Consider the following 14,315-nt stretch of genomic DNA (forward strand, 5'->3'; position numbering starts at 1 on the left):
TGACTAGGGTTTTCCCGAATTATAGGGAAAACCCTAGTCTTTGGCTAGCGTCGATCAGACGATGCGTCGTTCCGCCGCCACAGCGCGGCGCTGTGTTTCGAAAAAGGTCCAGATCATTGCACTCGCGTCGGGGCCGACAGCCGCATGAAACGGCACGGCTTCGTCGCCGCCGGCCCACGCATGATCGAGCCCTTTCACATGGCAGAGCCGCACGACCGGTTCGCCGTCGCGGCAGACATCGGTGATCTGTGCGCCCGCGTCGCGCGTCTCGACCCGCTCGCCGCCGCGCAGCGCGCCGCGGCTGTCGGCCAGCCCGTTCAGGCGCATGAACTGCACCGTCAGCTGGTCGGCATTCTTCGGCGCGACGACATGGTCGCCGTCGCCCTGGACGATCAGCGCGGGCATGCCCGGATACGCGCCGGCATCGACCAGCGCATCGACGGCCGCGGCCGGGTTCTGCCGCACGCCGCGCCGCATCACGTCCATCGCGGTGATGCCGGAATTCGCCTCGCCGAGCGCGGGGCCCGAGTGCAGCGCCACCGCCGCGAAGCGGTCCGGATGGTGCAGCGCAATAAGCGACGCGAGGCCCGCGCCGGCCGATAGCCCCGCGACGTAGACGCGCGATGCGTCGAAACCGTGTTCGTCGACGAGCGCGTCGACGAGCGACGCAACCGCGTTCGCCTCGCCGCGTCCCGCGCGCTCGGTGTCTTCATACCAGTGCCAGCAGCCGTGCGCGTGCGCGCGCTGCGACTGTTCCGGATACAGCACCGCGAAGCCGTGCTTGTCGGCCAGCAGGTTCATCCGCGTGCCCTGCACGAATTCGTCGACGGACTGCTGGCAGCCGTGCAGCATCACGACGAGCGGCATCGCACCGCGCCGGCGGCCGGGCGGCACGTAGAGGCCATACGCGAGATTCTGGACGAGGCGCCCGAGCGCGGGCGCCATCGGATGCTCGCCGCGCGTCCACTCACCTGCCGCCCATGCGGCCGCACGCGGACGCACGCGCGATTCGCGCGGCGGGGACAAATCGGATACGGCGGGAGAGGCGGCGGCCTCGAGTACGTCGCGTGTAATGCGCTGCGCATCGCGCGCCGCACGCTTGGCGGCCGGTGACAGCATGCGTTTCATGCCGCCCAGCCACACCTTGGTCAGACTTTTGGTCATCGATCGGGCTCGCAGTCAGGAAAAATAGGGGCACCACAACGGATGCATCGTTTGGCTTTGTGCAATGCACCATAACATTGTTTCTGGGATTTTTCCTGCACGCCGATAGTTCCCGGCGGCGCAAAAAACGGGCCTCGAACGCACGCGGCGCTATACTGGGGCTTCGCCGCTTGTATCCGTTGTAGTCGTTCTTCCCGGCTCGCGCGTTGATTTAAGCATCGTCCCCGGCTCCGTTCGTCCCCTTCCCGATGTTCGACCTGTCGTCTCACCTGTGGATCATGATCACCGCGTTCGGCGGCGCCGGCCTGACCTTGCCGCTCGCGATCACGATCGCCGTCTGGCTCGCGCTCGGCTACTCGTGGCAGCGCGCGACCGCGTGGCTCGGTGTGCTCGCGGCCGCGATCGGCGTGGTCGCGCTCACGAAGATCGCGTTCCTCGGCTGGGGCATCGGCATCCGCAAGTGGGATTTCACGGGGTTCAGCGGCCATGCGATGCTGTCGACGTCGGTCTATCCGGTCGCGATTTTCCTGATGCTGATCCGCACGCGCACGCCGGTGCGGATCGTCGGCATTGCGCTCGGGCTCGCGGCCGGCGTTGCGGTCGGCGTGTCGCGCGTCGCGCTCGACGCGCATTCGCCGTCCGAATCGATCACCGGCTGCATTGTCGGCGCGATCGCCGCGCTGGCGTTCATCGCCGGCTCGTGGCGCGCGGTGCCGCACCGCTGGTCGGTGCCCGCGGTCATCGCGAGCCTCGCGCTCGTTACCGTCGCGCTGCACGGCATCGCGGTCCCGTCGCATCGCTGGGTCACCAAGGTTGCGCTGCAACTGTCGGGCCACGAACGCCCGTTCGTCCGTGCGCGCTGGAAGGCCAATCCGAACTACCGCCCGGCGTCGCAACCGTCGTCGCTGCAGCGCACCGAATCGTCGCCGCACACGCTCCACGCGTGACGGGCCGCCCGGCCGTCACGCCCGCCCCTCTTCAGGTCTGACCATTTCATGCGCACCGTCGCATGAGCGGTATGTCGAGCGTTATAACCCACCCTATATTACGATTACGGTTTCCACCCATTCAAACGAATCCACCATGCGCTCAACCGTCCGTCCGCTTCGCCGTACCCTGCTCCGCCTGCTGCCGATCGCCACGCTTGCCGCCGCCGGCATCGCGTTCAGCGCGCCCGCTTGCGCCGCCGACGAACTGGTCGTGTCGGCCGCCGCCAGCCTGACGAACGCGTTCAAGGCCGTGGGCGACGCGTACGAGAAGCAGCATCCGGGCACCAAGGTGCTGTTCAACTTCGGCGCGTCGGACGTGCTGATGCAGCAGATCGCCAAGGGCGCGCCGGCCGACGTGTTCGCATCGGCCGACCAGAAGGCGATGGATCGTGCGGCCGACGAAAAGGTGATCGTGCCCGGCACGCGCCGCGATTTCGCGGCGAACTCGCTCGTGCTGATCGTGCCGGCGGACAGCCACGCGGCCGTGCCGACGTCGTTGAACGACCTGGCGGCGCCCGGCGTGAAGCGCATCGCGTACGGCGACCCGGCATCGGTGCCGGTCGGCCGCTACACCGAAGGCGCGCTGCGCGCGGCCGGCGTGTGGGACGCCGTCAGCGCGAAGGGCGTGCTGGCCGCCAACGTGCGCCAGAGCCTCGACTACGTCGCGCGCGGCGAGGTCGACGCGGGCTTCGTGTTCGGTACCGACGCCGCGATCATGCCCGGCCGCGTGAAGGTCGCGCTGACGGTGCCGACGAAGACGGCCATCACCTATCCGATCGCCGTGGTCAAGGACAGCCGCCACGCCGCGCAGGCGCAGTCGTTCGTCGATTTCGTCTCGTCGCCGCAGGGCCAGGCCGTGCTGTCGACGTTCGGCTTCAAGCCTGCGGGCAAGTGAGCGCATCGCGATGCAAGACGTCTGGGTACCGCTGCTGCTGTCGCTGAAGGTTGCCGGCTGGGCGACCGCGCTCGACATCGTGCTCGGCGTCGCGGCCGCGTTCGCGCTCGCGCGCTGGCGCTCGCCGCTGCGCGACGTCGTCGATTCGCTGCTGACGCTGCCGCTGGTCCTGCCGCCGACGGTGCTCGGCTATTACCTGCTCGTGCTGCTCGGCCGGCGCGGCGTGTTCGGCGCCTGGCTCGACACGCTCGGCATCGAGCTCGTCTTCACGTGGCAAGGCGCGGTGATCGCTTCGATGGTCGTCGCGTTTCCGCTGATCCTGAAGTCGGCACGTGCCGCGTTCGAAGGCGTCGATCCGCATCTCGAACGCGCCGCGCGCACGCTCGGGCTCGGCGAAGCCGCGGTGTTCTTCCGCGTGACGCTGCCGCTCGCCACGCGTGGCATCCTTGCGGGCGCACTGCTCGCGTTCGCACGCGCGCTCGGCGAGTTCGGCGCGACGCTGATGATCGCGGGCAACCTGCCCGGCCGCACGCAGACGCTGTCGGTCGCGATCTACGCGGCCGTGCAGGCCGGCGACGACAGCACGGCCAACTTCCTCGTGCTGGTGACATCGATCACCTGCGTGCTCGTGCTGCTCGCGACCGGCTGGCTCGTGCCGTCGCGCGCCCGGCGGAGCCAGCTGACATGAAGCGCCCGTCTCGCCCGTATCGCCTGCCTCGTTCGGCAGCCGGATTGCTTCGGCGGAGGCCCGCATGAGCCTCGTCGTCGACATCCGCAAGACCTACGCGAACGCCGAGCGCCGCTTCACGCTCGACATGTCGTTCACGGCGACGACGCAGCGCGTCGTGCTGTTCGGGCCGTCCGGCGCAGGCAAGAGCATGACGCTGCAGGCGATCGCCGGCCTGCTGTCGCCCGACGAAGGCACGATCACGCTGAACGGCGAACCGTTGTTCGACGCCGCGCGCCGCATCGACGTGCCGACCCGCGAACGCCGCGTCGCGTACCTGTTCCAGGATTACGCGCTGTTTCCGCATCTGAACGTGCGCCAGAACATCGCGTTCGGGCTCACGTCGGGGCTGCGCAACCCGCGCGCGAAGACGGCGCCACCCGAAGTCGCGTACTGGCTGCGCGCGTTCGACCTCGAAGCGCTTGCGGGGCAGTATCCGTCGCAACTGTCGGGTGGGCAGAAGCAGCGCGTCGCGCTCGCGCGCGCACTGGTCGCGCAACCGCGGATCCTGCTGCTCGACGAACCGTTCGCGGCGCTCGACGGCGCAATGCGCCAGCGCATGCGCCACGAGCTCGCCGAACTGCAGGCGCGGCTCGATATCCCGATGGTGCTGATCTCGCACGACCCCGACGACGTCGCCGCGTTCGGCGACCAGGTCGTGCAGTTGAGCGAAGGACGCGTGCTGGCGACACCGCCGCACGCCGAGTGGCCGACGCGCGTCGCTTGAGCGCGCGAGGCCGTGGTCGTGGCAGTCCCGCAGGAGCCTGAGAGAAGCCGCGCGTCGCGGCATAAGCTGAAAACGGAAACGAAGCCGGTGCCGCGCAGATGCTGCGCGATGCCGGCTTCGCTCCGCCTCGCGTGCGATGGTCGAAGCGCGTCCGTTCGCGCCGTCAGCCCATCAACCCGTCACTGCAAGAATCACGCTCGACGCCTTGAACAGCGCGATCGCCCGCCGGCCGGCGTCGAGTTCCAGTGCAGCGACGCTGTCGTTGGTCACGACGGCCGTCAGCGTCCCGCCGCCGTCGAGCGCCAGCGTCACTTCGCTATTCACCGCGCCCGCCGCGACGGATTCGACGCTGCCGCGCAGCCGGTTCCGCGCGGACACTTTCAGTTCGGGCCCGCCATCGTCGACCGCCAGCACGACCCACGACGCCTTCACCAGCGCGCATGCGTCCGCGCCAGCCTGCAGGCCGAGCGCATCGGCACTTTCGTGCGTCAGCACGGCAACGACCGGCTGCCCGCCGGGCAGCGTGAGCGTCACCTCGTCGTTGACCGTGCCGCGCACGATCGACACGATCTTGCCGAACAGCTGGTTGCGCGCGCTGGTCTTCATCCCGATCCGGCCGATCAGCGCCCAGTCGACGTCGAAGCCGGCAACGGCCGCGCTCGCGGCCTCGATGAAACGGCGATGCTCGCGCTCGATCGTGCGGAACGCGGCGATCAGCGACGTCGCGCGCGGCGTCAGCGTGGTGCCGCCGCCGCCCTTGCCGCCCGTCGAACGCGCGACGAGCGGCTCGCCGGCGAGATTGTTCATCGTGTCGACCGCATCCCAGGCGGCCTTGTAGCTGAGGCCGACGGCCTTTGCCGCGCGCGTGATCGAACCGGTATCGCCGATCGCCGCGAGCAGCGCGATGCGCGTGGCGCCGCCGAGCGTCTGCTCGCCCGCGCGCAGCCACAGCTCGCCGCCCAGTTCGAGCGGTTCGGCGGACGGGGAAGAATGCGGTGCGTCGGTCATCGGCATGCGTGCAGGAAACGGGCGGCCATTATAGTCAGCGCGCGCCGCTCAGCCCGACTTGCCGTCGAGCTTCGGCGGACGCAGGCTGGCCAGCAGCGTCTCGGCGTCGCGCGCCGCGCGCTGCTCGAGCGCCGCGCCGTAGCCGCGCACGAAGCCGAGCTGGTACGGCGGCGCGGCCAGTTGCTCGAGATGATGCAGCGCGACCATCGTGTCGTTCGCTTCGCCAAGCACGCTCTGCACACGCGCGAGCGTCTTGACGGTCTCGCTGCGCGTGCGGCGCGACGCCAGCGACGCGAAGAATTCGAGCGCATAGCGCAGCCGCTTCGCATCGATCCGCACCCGATGGCGCGCAGCCGTGTCGAGCGAAGTGAGCGACGGCGATGCGTACAGATGGCCGAACAGCCGACGCACCCGCTTCGTCGCGTGACGCCGCAGCGATGGCGCGTCGCCGCCGTCGGCAGGCGGCAGCGCGAGCGTGCTCAGCCATTCGAGCCAGCCGAGCGTCAGCCGCGCGTAGCGGGCCGAATGCAGCGCCTGCCGCAGTTCGACGCGTGCCGTCATGCATTGCGCGCGCGCGGCGTCGAGCGTGCCGTTCCAGTCGGCGCCGCCGCCGTCGGCCGCGATCAGCGCAGGCAGGCTTTCGGTCGAGAACACGTCCCAGTCGCGCACCGTGCCGAGCAGCGCGGCGAGCCAGCGCAGGTCGACACCGAACGTGTCCTGCCACTGGCGGTCGGCAAAGAGCGGGAAGAAGCGCATCAGCGTGCGCAGGCGGCGCAGCGCGACGCGCATCTGGTGCACGAATTCGGGATCGTCGCGATCGAGCACACCGCCCTCGTTGCCGAGCCATTGCGCGACGATGTCGCCGGACAGCGCGAACAGCGCGGCGCGCTGCGAGCGGATGCCGGTCAGGTCGACGAGTTGCGCCTTGACCGGCCCGGCGGCCACCGCTTCGCCCGCACATGCGCGGTCGATCACGCTCGTCAGTTGCACGAATGCGGGCCACGCGCCGCTCAGTTCGCGCGCCGCGGCAAACAGCGCGTGCAGCGCGGCCGTGCGCGCGGCGAAGGTTTCCCAGTCGGGCGCTGTGAGACGCAGCTCGACGTAGCGGCGCGGCGGCTCGCCACCGCCGTACAGCGTGACGTCGTCAAGCGTCATCTCGACCACGACGCCGCTGTCGTCGGCCCACCGCCCGCGCCGCCGTTCGCTGACGAGGCGCAGGGCCGACGGTTCGGGCTGCGCGGTGGTGTCCGGCGCGACGCCGTCGACTTCGCCGATCGGCGCGTCGGCATCGGGCGCGGCGGCCGTCGCGGGCACGGGTAGCGGCATTGCGACGACGATGCCCGCATGCTCCGCGTCGAACAGTTCGCGCTGCGTGACGCCTGGCGCGAACGCCTTGCTGCGGGACGCGACGACCCGCCTTCCGTGCGCATTCGACTCGACCCAGGTCCACCAGCTCGCGCCGGGGCTCGGCTCGGCCTCCTCGACCTGGCACGGCTCGATCGTCACGCGCTCATGGCCCCGACGCATCCGGACCTGCGGGCAGATCCGCCACGCGCGCACGAGTTCGGTGCCGAAGTCGCGCTGCGCGCCACGGGCGCGACTTGCAGCCTTGACCGGCCAACCATCCAGCGACAGCGACAACACGATTTCCAGCACACGCGACATGGAGGCTCCTGCACATGAAGAATCGCCGGCGCATCGACCGCGCCGGCGTCGCCCGTGAAGCAACTTCCATAGTACACGCCGCCAAAACCCTCTGGCGACGATCCGGCCCTGTCGCGCTGTCGCACATCAAACGGCGTATTGCGCGATGCCGTTGCCGAACGACCAGTCCTCCTTCAGCACCTCGACAAGACTGATGAATACGTCCTGCTGCCGCACGCCGGGCTGCTGCGCGAGGTTCTCCGCGATCGTCCGGTACAGCGCCCGCTTCTGCTCGAGCGTGCGCGTGTTGTTCGCGGTGATCTGGATCATCACGAGATCGTCGCTGCGTTCGATATCGAGGTAATGGCGGCCGAACACGAAGTTCTCGGCCGCATGCTCGGTCACGACCATGAAGATGTCGTCCTCGGGCACGTTGAATGTGTGCATCAGCGCGCGATGCACGCCGTCGACGAGTGCCGCACGGTAGGCGGCCGGTTTGCCTTCGCGCACTGCGATACGGGTGAATGGCATGGTCCTGCTCCTGTCGGTAACGTTGAAGAACGGAAACACGGCATCAGGTTAGGCCCGCCGATCTATAATAAACAGTCATCGACTGATATTTCATCTATTTACATCAGAAATGAAAGTACTCGACCTCGATGCGGTGCGCGCGTTCGTGCTGGTCGCCGATCTCGCCAGCTTCACGCGCGCCGCCGATGCGCTCGGCACCACGCAATCGGCCGTCAGCCTGAAGCTGAAGCGGCTGGAGGCGCACCTCGGCAAGCCACTGCTCGCGCGCACGCCGCGCGTCGTCAAGCTGGCCGCCGACGGCGAGAACTTCCTGCCGGCCGCCCGGGCGCTGCTCGACGCGCACGATCACGCGCTCGGCGCGATTTCGGCCGGCACGCACCGCCTGTCGCTCGGCGTCAGCGAGCACGTCGCGGTGCCCGACCTGCCGGCCGTGCTCACAAGCCTGCATCGGCAGGATCCGGGGCTGTTGCTGGAAATGCATCTCGGGATGTCGTCGAGCCTGCTCGCGCAATACGACGAACGCCGGCTCGACGCGGCGATCGTGCGGCACGAGCCCGGCGAGGACCCGCCGCGCGAAGACGGCACGCTGCTGTTTGCCGAACCGCTGGCCTGGCTTGCCGCGCCGGACTGGTCGCCGCGCGTGGGCGAGCCGCTGCCGCTCGCGGTGCTGGCCGGCCCGTGCGGCGTGCGGGCCGCCGCGCTGCGCGCGCTCGACCATGCGGGGCGGCCTTGGCGCGAACGCTTCACGGGCGGCGGTGTTGCGGCGGTCGCGGCCGCCGCCGCGGCGGGGCTCGCCGTCTGCCCGCTCGCGCGGCGTGTCGCGCCGCGCACGCTGATCGACGTCGGCGCGAAATTCGGGCTGCCGCCGCTGCCGCAGTCGCAGGTCGTGCTGTACTCGCGCGTGCGCGACGCACGTGCGGCCGCCGCGTTGCGCAGGTTTGCCGACAGCCTTGCAATCTCGGCGTAAACTGTCTGGCTTCGCCGCCAGCAATCTCCAGACGAATTCCGATGAAGCCCGAAGCCCGCAAGCACCTCCGCGCCAACCTGCTGATGCTCGCCGCCGCCGCGATCTGGGGCACGGCCTTCGTCGCGCAACGGCTGAGCCTCGACGTGATCGGGCCGTTCCTGTTCACGGGGCTGCGCTTCCTGCTCGGCGCGCTCGTGCTGGTTCCGCTGCTGATGCTCAACACGGCGTCGCGCGCACAACTCGCGGCGATCCGCCGCGATCCGGCGCTGCTGCTGCCGGGCCTCGCGCTCGGCGGGCTGCTCGCCGTGTCGATCTCGCTGCAGCAGTTCGGCCTGCAGTACACGCGGGTCGCGAACGCGGGCTTCATCAGCTCGCTGTACGTCGTGATCGTGCCGCTGATGGGCGTGTTCGCGCGCCACCGGATCGGTGCGGGCACGTGGTTCGGCGCGCTGCTCGCGGCGATCGGCCTGTATTTGCTCAGCATCGACGAGCATTTCTCGGTGCTCTACGGCGACTGGTTCCAGCTCGCGGGCGCCGTCATCATCGCCGCGCACGTGATGGCCGTCGGCCATCTCGCCAAGCGCCACGATCCGCTCGTGCTCGCGTTCCTGCAGTTCGCCGTATGCGGCGTGGCGTGCCTCGCGGTCGGCCTCGCCGTCGAGCCGGTCAGCGTCGCGATGCTGCACGGCGCGCTGCCGACGCTGCTGTACGGCGGGCTGCTGTCGGTCGGCGTCGGCTATACGCTGCAGGTCGTCGCGCAACGCGACGCGGCACCCGCACACGCGGCCGTGATCTTCAGCATGGAAGGCGTGTTCGCGGCGATCGCCGGCTGGGCCGCGCTCGGCGAAACGCTGACGCTGCGCGCGCTCTTCGGCTGCGCGCTGATGCTGGCCGGCCTGCTCGCGTGCCAGTTGCTGCCGAACGGCGACGCACGGAAAAAGGACGAAGACGCGCTGCCGGCCTGACACGCACCGTCCCTATAATGGCGGTTCGCGTGACTGCCACGCCAACCGCTTCCGACAGGCCTGCTCCGTGACGTCCACTTCCGTCGATCCCGCCGCCGACCTGCTGCGCGAACGCGCAGCGCACTACGCCACCCAGGCGGCGCTGTTCCTGCGCGACCAGGCGCTCTCCACCGCGTCGCACGACCTGCGCAGCCCGCTGAACGCGATGCATAGCTGGGCGTACGTGCTCGAGCGCCAGCTCGCCAACGCCGACCCCAACCTGCAGCGTGCGCTCGCGGGCATCCGCACCGGGATCGACCAGCAGGTCTCGCTGATCGACGACGCACTCGACGCGCCGCGCGCGGAAACGCGCACGCTCGCGATCACGCCGCGGCCGTTCGCACTGCGCGCGCTGCTCGACGACACGATCGCGCTGGTCCGTTTTGCGCTCGCCGATGCACGGCAGGTCGCGCTCGACGTGACGCTGCCGGACGGCGAGCCGTCGCTGACCGCCGACCGCGAACGCATCGCGCAGGCGCTCTGGACGATGCTGACGGCGGCCGTCGAGGCCAGCGCCGCCGGCGGCCGCGTGACGTTCGCGTGCTCGCGCGACGGCGCGCAGTTCGTCGCGCGCGCCACGTGCACCGTGAGCGCCGACGCGCTCGCCGATCCCGCGCAGCCGCACGCGTTCGAATCGTTCGCGCGGCGCGAGATGCTGCGCGAGCGCGACGCGAAGCGGAGCGCCTGGACGCTCGCGCTCTGCCAGCGCGTCGCGCTCGCGCACGGCGGCACGTTCTCGCATGGCGCATTCGCCGGCGGCGCGACGGCCGCCATCACGTTCTCCGTCCCCTGCGAGGCGCCGGTGTAAGCGATCGGCCGCCCGATACATTACATATTCCTTTCTGGCTCTATACTGGCGGGCCTGTCATAACTGGAGCGATTCTTTGTTACAGATCTTCGCGCTCATCGGCGCGTTGTTCCTGGTGGCCCTGAACGGGTTTTTCGTCGCGGCCGAATTCGGCCTCGTCAAACTGCGCGCGACGCGCGTCAAGACACTGGCCCGCAAGCACGGCCTGCGCGGCCGCATCCTCGGCATCGTGCACGGCCGCCTCGACGCATATCTTTCCGCGTGCCAGCTCGGCATCACGCTCGCGTCGCTCGGCCTCGGCTGGGTCGGCGAGCCGGCCTTCGCGCAACTGATCGGCCCGCTGCTCGACGTGATCGGCGTGCATTCCGAACGCCTCGTGCACCTGATCTCGCTCGTGTTCGCGTTCTCGCTGATCTCGTTCCTGCACATCGTCGTCGGCGAGCTTGCGCCGAAATCGATGGCGATCCGCCAGTCCGAGAAGGTCGGCCTGTGGGTCGCGCTGCCGCTGTATGCGTTCTACTGGGCGATGTATCCGGCGATCTGGCTGCTCAACAACAGCGCCAACGCGGTGCTGCGGCTCGCGGGGCTGTCGGCCGACCACGGCGGCGACGCGCACTATTCGACCGACGAGTTGAAGCTGATCCTGCGCGGTCGCCGCAGCACGGCCGGCAATGCGGCGCAGCCGGCACGCGGCACGTATAGCAACGACGAGTGGAACACGCTTGCGCATTCGCTGGATTTTTCGTCGATGACCGTGTCGGACCTGATGCGGCCGGCCCATGAAATGATCGGCCTGCGGCGCAACCTGCCGTTGCCCGACAACATGGAGATCGTCGCGCGGCACCGCTTCAGCCGCTATCCGCTGTTCGACGATGCGTCACGCGAACAGGTGAACGGACTGATCCACCTGAAGGACCTGCTGCTCGCGCGTCACGCCGGCGCAGCGCTGGAAGACCTGTCCGACTATGTGCGCCCGGTGCAGTACGTGCGGCCCGACACACCGGCGCTCGACCTGTTCCGCCGCTTCCGCAAGGGCGCGCCGCACTTCGCGCTGGTCGGCAACAAGGGCGAGAAGCCGATCGGCTTCCTGACGCTCGACAACCTGCTCGGCGCGCTGGTCGGCCAGATCCACGACGAGTTCCGCCAGGGCGACGCCGACTGGAGCCGCCTCGACGACGGCACGCTGATGGGCAAGGGCAGCCTGCCCGTCGTGTCGCTCGAGCAGGCGCTCGGCATCGACATCGACGAAGGCCGCGCGGAATCGGTCGGCGGCCTCGTGATCCAGGCGCTCAGCGACCTGCCGACCGAAGGGCAGCGCGTGTCGTTCGACCGTTTCGACGTCGTCGTGAAGAAGATGAACGGGCCGCGCATCGTGCTCGTGCGCGTCTACCCGAAGATCGCGAAAGAGGCCGACGAATGACGGCCTCGCATCGCCGCGCGCGATGACCGCGACGCTGCCGCGCTGCTGCGTGATCACGCCGGAACCGGCGTCCGCGTCGGCGGCCGATTGCGCGGCGTTCCTCGACCGGCTGTCGGCCGTGCTCGCGCGCGGCGACACGCTCGTGCAACTGCGGGTGAAATCGCTCGACGCGGCCGCGTTCGCGCGGCTCGCCGCCGCGGCGCTCGCGCGCTGCGACGCGGCCGGCGCGCACCTGATGCTGAACGGCCCGATCGATGCGGCCGGCGTAATGCGGCTCGACGGCGCCGGCTGGCATCTCGACGGCGCCGCATTGCGCGCCGCCGCGCAGCGGCCGTTGCCGGCCGGACGATGGGTGTCCGCCGCATGCCACACGCACGACGACCTGCTGCTGGCCGCACGCGCCGGTGCGGATTTCGTCACGCTGTCGCCGGTGTTGCCGACGCTCAGTCATCCCGGTGCGCCGACGCTCGGCTGGACACAGTTCGACGCGCTGGCCGCGCAGGCCGCGATGCCCGTCTACGCGCTCGGCGGGATGACGCGCGCACATCTCGACGATGCGCGCCGCCACGGCGCGTACGGAATCGCAGGCATTCGCGGATTCTGGTAGTTCAGGGTGTTCCGGCAGCGCAGTCGGGCGCGGATGCGCCCGGCCGTTCGGACATTCACGCTTTCATACGCTCATGCGTTCAGATTCGGACGCATGCCGCGCCACGAGCCGTCGTCGATGCGACGCGCGTCGTGTGTGAGCGCGTACCGGTTGACGTCGCCCGTCAGCCACGCGACGAGCGAATACGGCGGCAACTCCCCTTCATCGACCCGGTCGCGCGCACGCGCCGGCGTCTCGAACACGACCATTCCTCTCGGCGCGTCGAACGGCAGCGCATCGGGTGACAGGTTCAACGCGATCGTCAGCGTCTCGTCGTCGGCGAGCCGCCATGAGGCGAGCAGCGCGTCGGCATCGCCGTCGCCGCCCGCCTTCAGTGCATGCGCGTCCTGCGGCCGGCAATCGGACAGCCGCGGCGCGATCAGCTTCGCGCGCACCGCGAGCGCCGACTGCACGAAATGCGCGCGATCGGCATCGCGCGCGGTTTCGTCGAAGATCAGCGGGATCTGCGGCGTGAGCAGCGACAGCGCGAGCGCGGCCAGACCGGCCTCCTGCCCGCCGGCGCCCTGGCCGCTGTCGCGCCACGCACCATCGGACAGCACGAGCGACGTCAACGACAGCCCGCTGTCGGCGGCCATGCCTTCTCCCGACGGGGCCGGCTGGAACGCCGCGCCGGCCGCGGTCAGCGCGCGGGCGAGCGTGTGGATCGACTGGTGCGTGGAAATGCCTTCATGGGCCGACGTGTCACGCCCCGTCAGCCGGTGGAGTGCGCGCTCGCCGCAACCGTTCCATTGCGCATCGAAATGGGTATCGGCGAGATGCGCCGGATGCCGCTCGCTGCCGAGTACGAGATGGATGAGCCGGTCGGCCGGCACGGCCGCACGCACGCGATCCGCGATCTCGCGCAGCCACGACACGCCGATCCGGTCGGCTTCGCGCAGGCGCAGCCCGTCGCAACGGTATTCGTCGAACCAGTACAGCGCGTTGTCGCAAAAGAAATCGCAGACTTCCGGATGATCGAGCGCCAGCGGCTGCGGCTGAAGCGGATCGTCGCGCGTGTGGAAGAACGGCGCCGCGTAGTGGCGCAGCGCATCGGTGCCGCTGCCGAAGCGCGCGTAGTCGACCTCCAGCAGCACCGCGAGACCGTAGCCGTGCGCGTCGTCGATCAGCGCCTTCAGCGCATCGGGACCGCCTTCGGCCGCAAGCGGCGCGAACGGCAGGCTGTCGTGCGGCGATGCGAGCAACTCCAGCGCGGTCACGCCGAGGCGCGCGAGTTGCGGCAGGCGGCGGCGCACGCCGTCGAAGCCGCCCACCGCGTGCGGGCGGATCGCGTAGAGCGCGATGTCTTCCCACGCGCGCCCGCGCCAGAACGTGTTACGCCACGTGAACGCGCGCGGATCGACGACCTCGCTCGGGCCGTTGAGCCCTTCGGGCTGCGAGCGCGACGCGGGATCGGGAATCGACACGGCATCGTCGAGGCGATAGCGGTAGCGCGCACCCGCGCCGCAGTCGGCGAAGACTTCGAACCAGTTCGGGCCGGCGGCCATCATCGGGACGAGCGTCGGGCCGTAGCCGGTATCGAGTTCGAGTTGGACCTGCGTGCTGCCCGGCGCCCACAAGCGAAAATGCGTGCGCGGCGTCGCGCTGAGCGCGCCACAGGGCTGCGCGCCGAACGGCAAACAATGAATGTAGTGCTGCGCATACGGATCGTGCGGACAATCGGACATCATGCGCTCCTCGTACGTGCCGAGCGGCATGGCCACGCCAGCGGCGCGGCGCATCGGGGCCCGGCATGCGATGGCCAGGCGGGGGGAGAGAAACGAGTAT

The 14,315-nt window shown here is 69.7% G+C and carries 14 protein-coding genes; 9 read left to right on the plus strand and 5 right to left on the minus strand.

What is annotated here, in order from left to right; translation table 11 throughout:
* Positions 1-54: 54 nt before the first annotated feature.
* The gene (locus CUJ89_RS27960) at positions 55-1,164 is read right to left on the minus strand and encodes a PHB depolymerase family esterase (protein ID WP_114180545.1); all 1,110 of its coding nucleotides are present in this window, start codon (positions 1,162-1,164) and stop codon (positions 55-57) included.
* Positions 1,165-1,412: 248 nt separating this feature from the next.
* On the opposite strand from CUJ89_RS27960, the gene CUJ89_RS27965 reads away from it, so the two are divergent.
* The 4 genes from CUJ89_RS27965 to CUJ89_RS27980 all read left to right on the plus strand — a co-directional run bounded on the left by CUJ89_RS27965 (position 1,413) and on the right by CUJ89_RS27980 (position 4,502).
* Positions 1,413-2,111, plus strand: a complete 699-nt coding sequence (locus CUJ89_RS27965) for a phosphatase PAP2 family protein (RefSeq protein ID WP_114180546.1) — start codon at positions 1,413-1,415, stop codon at positions 2,109-2,111.
* Between the two features lie 136 nt (positions 2,112-2,247).
* Complete coding sequence (modA, locus tag CUJ89_RS27970) at positions 2,248-3,048, plus strand: molybdate ABC transporter substrate-binding protein (RefSeq protein ID WP_114180547.1); 801 nt, start codon at positions 2,248-2,250, stop codon at positions 3,046-3,048.
* Positions 3,049-3,058: 10 nt separating this feature from the next.
* Positions 3,059-3,736, plus strand: a complete 678-nt coding sequence (modB, locus tag CUJ89_RS27975; protein ID WP_114180548.1) for a molybdate ABC transporter permease subunit — start codon at positions 3,059-3,061, stop codon at positions 3,734-3,736.
* 64 nt (positions 3,737-3,800) lie between these two features.
* Positions 3,801-4,502, plus strand: a complete 702-nt coding sequence (locus CUJ89_RS27980) for a sulfate/molybdate ABC transporter ATP-binding protein (RefSeq protein WP_114180549.1) — start codon at positions 3,801-3,803, stop codon at positions 4,500-4,502.
* Between the two features lie 171 nt (positions 4,503-4,673).
* Here the strand turns inward: CUJ89_RS27980 and CUJ89_RS27985 are convergent, their stop codons facing one another.
* The 3 genes from CUJ89_RS27985 to CUJ89_RS27995 form a co-directional block, all read right to left on the minus strand.
* Positions 4,674-5,510: a TOBE domain-containing protein gene (locus CUJ89_RS27985; protein WP_114181598.1), complete on the minus strand. Its 837-nt coding sequence runs from the start codon at positions 5,508-5,510 to the stop codon at positions 4,674-4,676.
* A gap of 48 nt (positions 5,511-5,558) precedes the next feature.
* Positions 5,559-7,175 carry a CHAD domain-containing protein gene (locus CUJ89_RS27990; RefSeq protein WP_114180550.1) on the minus strand — a complete coding sequence of 539 codons (1,617 nt, stop codon included), beginning with the start codon at positions 7,173-7,175 and terminating at the stop codon, positions 5,559-5,561.
* Positions 7,176-7,301: 126 nt separating this feature from the next.
* Entirely contained in the window at positions 7,302-7,685 is a 384-nt protein-coding gene (locus tag CUJ89_RS27995) for a tautomerase family protein (RefSeq protein ID WP_047901420.1), read from the minus strand.
* A gap of 109 nt (positions 7,686-7,794) precedes the next feature.
* On the opposite strand from CUJ89_RS27995, the gene CUJ89_RS28000 reads away from it, so the two are divergent.
* The 5 genes from CUJ89_RS28000 (at position 7,795) to CUJ89_RS28020 (ending at position 12,491) form a co-directional block, all read left to right on the plus strand.
* On the plus strand, positions 7,795-8,652 hold the full coding sequence (locus CUJ89_RS28000; RefSeq protein WP_114180551.1) for a LysR family transcriptional regulator: 858 nt from the start codon (positions 7,795-7,797) through the stop codon (positions 8,650-8,652).
* Positions 8,653-8,693: 41 nt separating this feature from the next.
* On the plus strand, positions 8,694-9,617 hold the full coding sequence (locus tag CUJ89_RS28005) for a DMT family transporter (RefSeq protein ID WP_114180552.1): 924 nt from the start codon (positions 8,694-8,696) through the stop codon (positions 9,615-9,617).
* A 67-nt stretch (positions 9,618-9,684) separates the two neighbouring features.
* Positions 9,685-10,464: a sensor histidine kinase gene (locus tag CUJ89_RS28010; protein ID WP_114180553.1), complete on the plus strand. Its 780-nt coding sequence runs from the start codon at positions 9,685-9,687 to the stop codon at positions 10,462-10,464.
* A gap of 76 nt (positions 10,465-10,540) precedes the next feature.
* On the plus strand, positions 10,541-11,884 hold the full coding sequence (locus CUJ89_RS28015) for a hemolysin family protein (protein WP_114180554.1): 1,344 nt from the start codon (positions 10,541-10,543) through the stop codon (positions 11,882-11,884).
* 22 nt (positions 11,885-11,906) lie between these two features.
* The gene (locus tag CUJ89_RS28020; protein WP_114180555.1) at positions 11,907-12,491 is read left to right on the plus strand and encodes a thiamine phosphate synthase; all 585 of its coding nucleotides are present in this window, start codon (positions 11,907-11,909) and stop codon (positions 12,489-12,491) included.
* Between the two features lie 71 nt (positions 12,492-12,562).
* On the opposite strand, the gene CUJ89_RS28025 is transcribed toward CUJ89_RS28020, so the two are convergent.
* Positions 12,563-14,215, minus strand: a complete 1,653-nt coding sequence (locus CUJ89_RS28025; protein ID WP_114181599.1) for a DUF3459 domain-containing protein — start codon at positions 14,213-14,215, stop codon at positions 12,563-12,565.
* Between the last annotated feature and the right edge of the window lie 100 nt (positions 14,216-14,315).

Source organism: Burkholderia pyrrocinia, from assembly GCF_003330765.1.
Taxonomy (GTDB): domain Bacteria; phylum Pseudomonadota; class Gammaproteobacteria; order Burkholderiales; family Burkholderiaceae; genus Burkholderia; species Burkholderia pyrrocinia_B.

Coding starts and splice junctions, on each gene's coding strand:
- CUJ89_RS27960 (WP_114180545.1), bottom strand. CDS start 1,164: ATGACCAAAAGTCTGACCAAGGTGTGGCTGGGCGGCATGAAACGCATG.
- CUJ89_RS27965 (WP_114180546.1), top strand. CDS start 1,413: ATGTTCGACCTGTCGTCTCACCTGTGGATCATGATCACCGCGTTCGGC.
- modA (WP_114180547.1), top strand. CDS start 2,248: ATGCGCTCAACCGTCCGTCCGCTTCGCCGTACCCTGCTCCGCCTGCTG.
- modB (WP_114180548.1), top strand. CDS start 3,059: ATGCAAGACGTCTGGGTACCGCTGCTGCTGTCGCTGAAGGTTGCCGGC.
- CUJ89_RS27980 (WP_114180549.1), top strand. CDS start 3,801: ATGAGCCTCGTCGTCGACATCCGCAAGACCTACGCGAACGCCGAGCGC.
- CUJ89_RS27985 (WP_114181598.1), bottom strand. CDS start 5,510: ATGACCGACGCACCGCATTCTTCCCCGTCCGCCGAACCGCTCGAACTG.
- CUJ89_RS27990 (WP_114180550.1), bottom strand. CDS start 7,175: ATGTCGCGTGTGCTGGAAATCGTGTTGTCGCTGTCGCTGGATGGTTGG.
- CUJ89_RS27995 (WP_047901420.1), bottom strand. CDS start 7,685: ATGCCATTCACCCGTATCGCAGTGCGCGAAGGCAAACCGGCCGCCTAC.
- CUJ89_RS28000 (WP_114180551.1), top strand. CDS start 7,795: ATGAAAGTACTCGACCTCGATGCGGTGCGCGCGTTCGTGCTGGTCGCC.
- CUJ89_RS28005 (WP_114180552.1), top strand. CDS start 8,694: ATGAAGCCCGAAGCCCGCAAGCACCTCCGCGCCAACCTGCTGATGCTC.
- CUJ89_RS28020 (WP_114180555.1), top strand. CDS start 11,907: ATGACCGCGACGCTGCCGCGCTGCTGCGTGATCACGCCGGAACCGGCG.
- CUJ89_RS28025 (WP_114181599.1), bottom strand. CDS start 14,215: ATGTCCGATTGTCCGCACGATCCGTATGCGCAGCACTACATTCATTGT.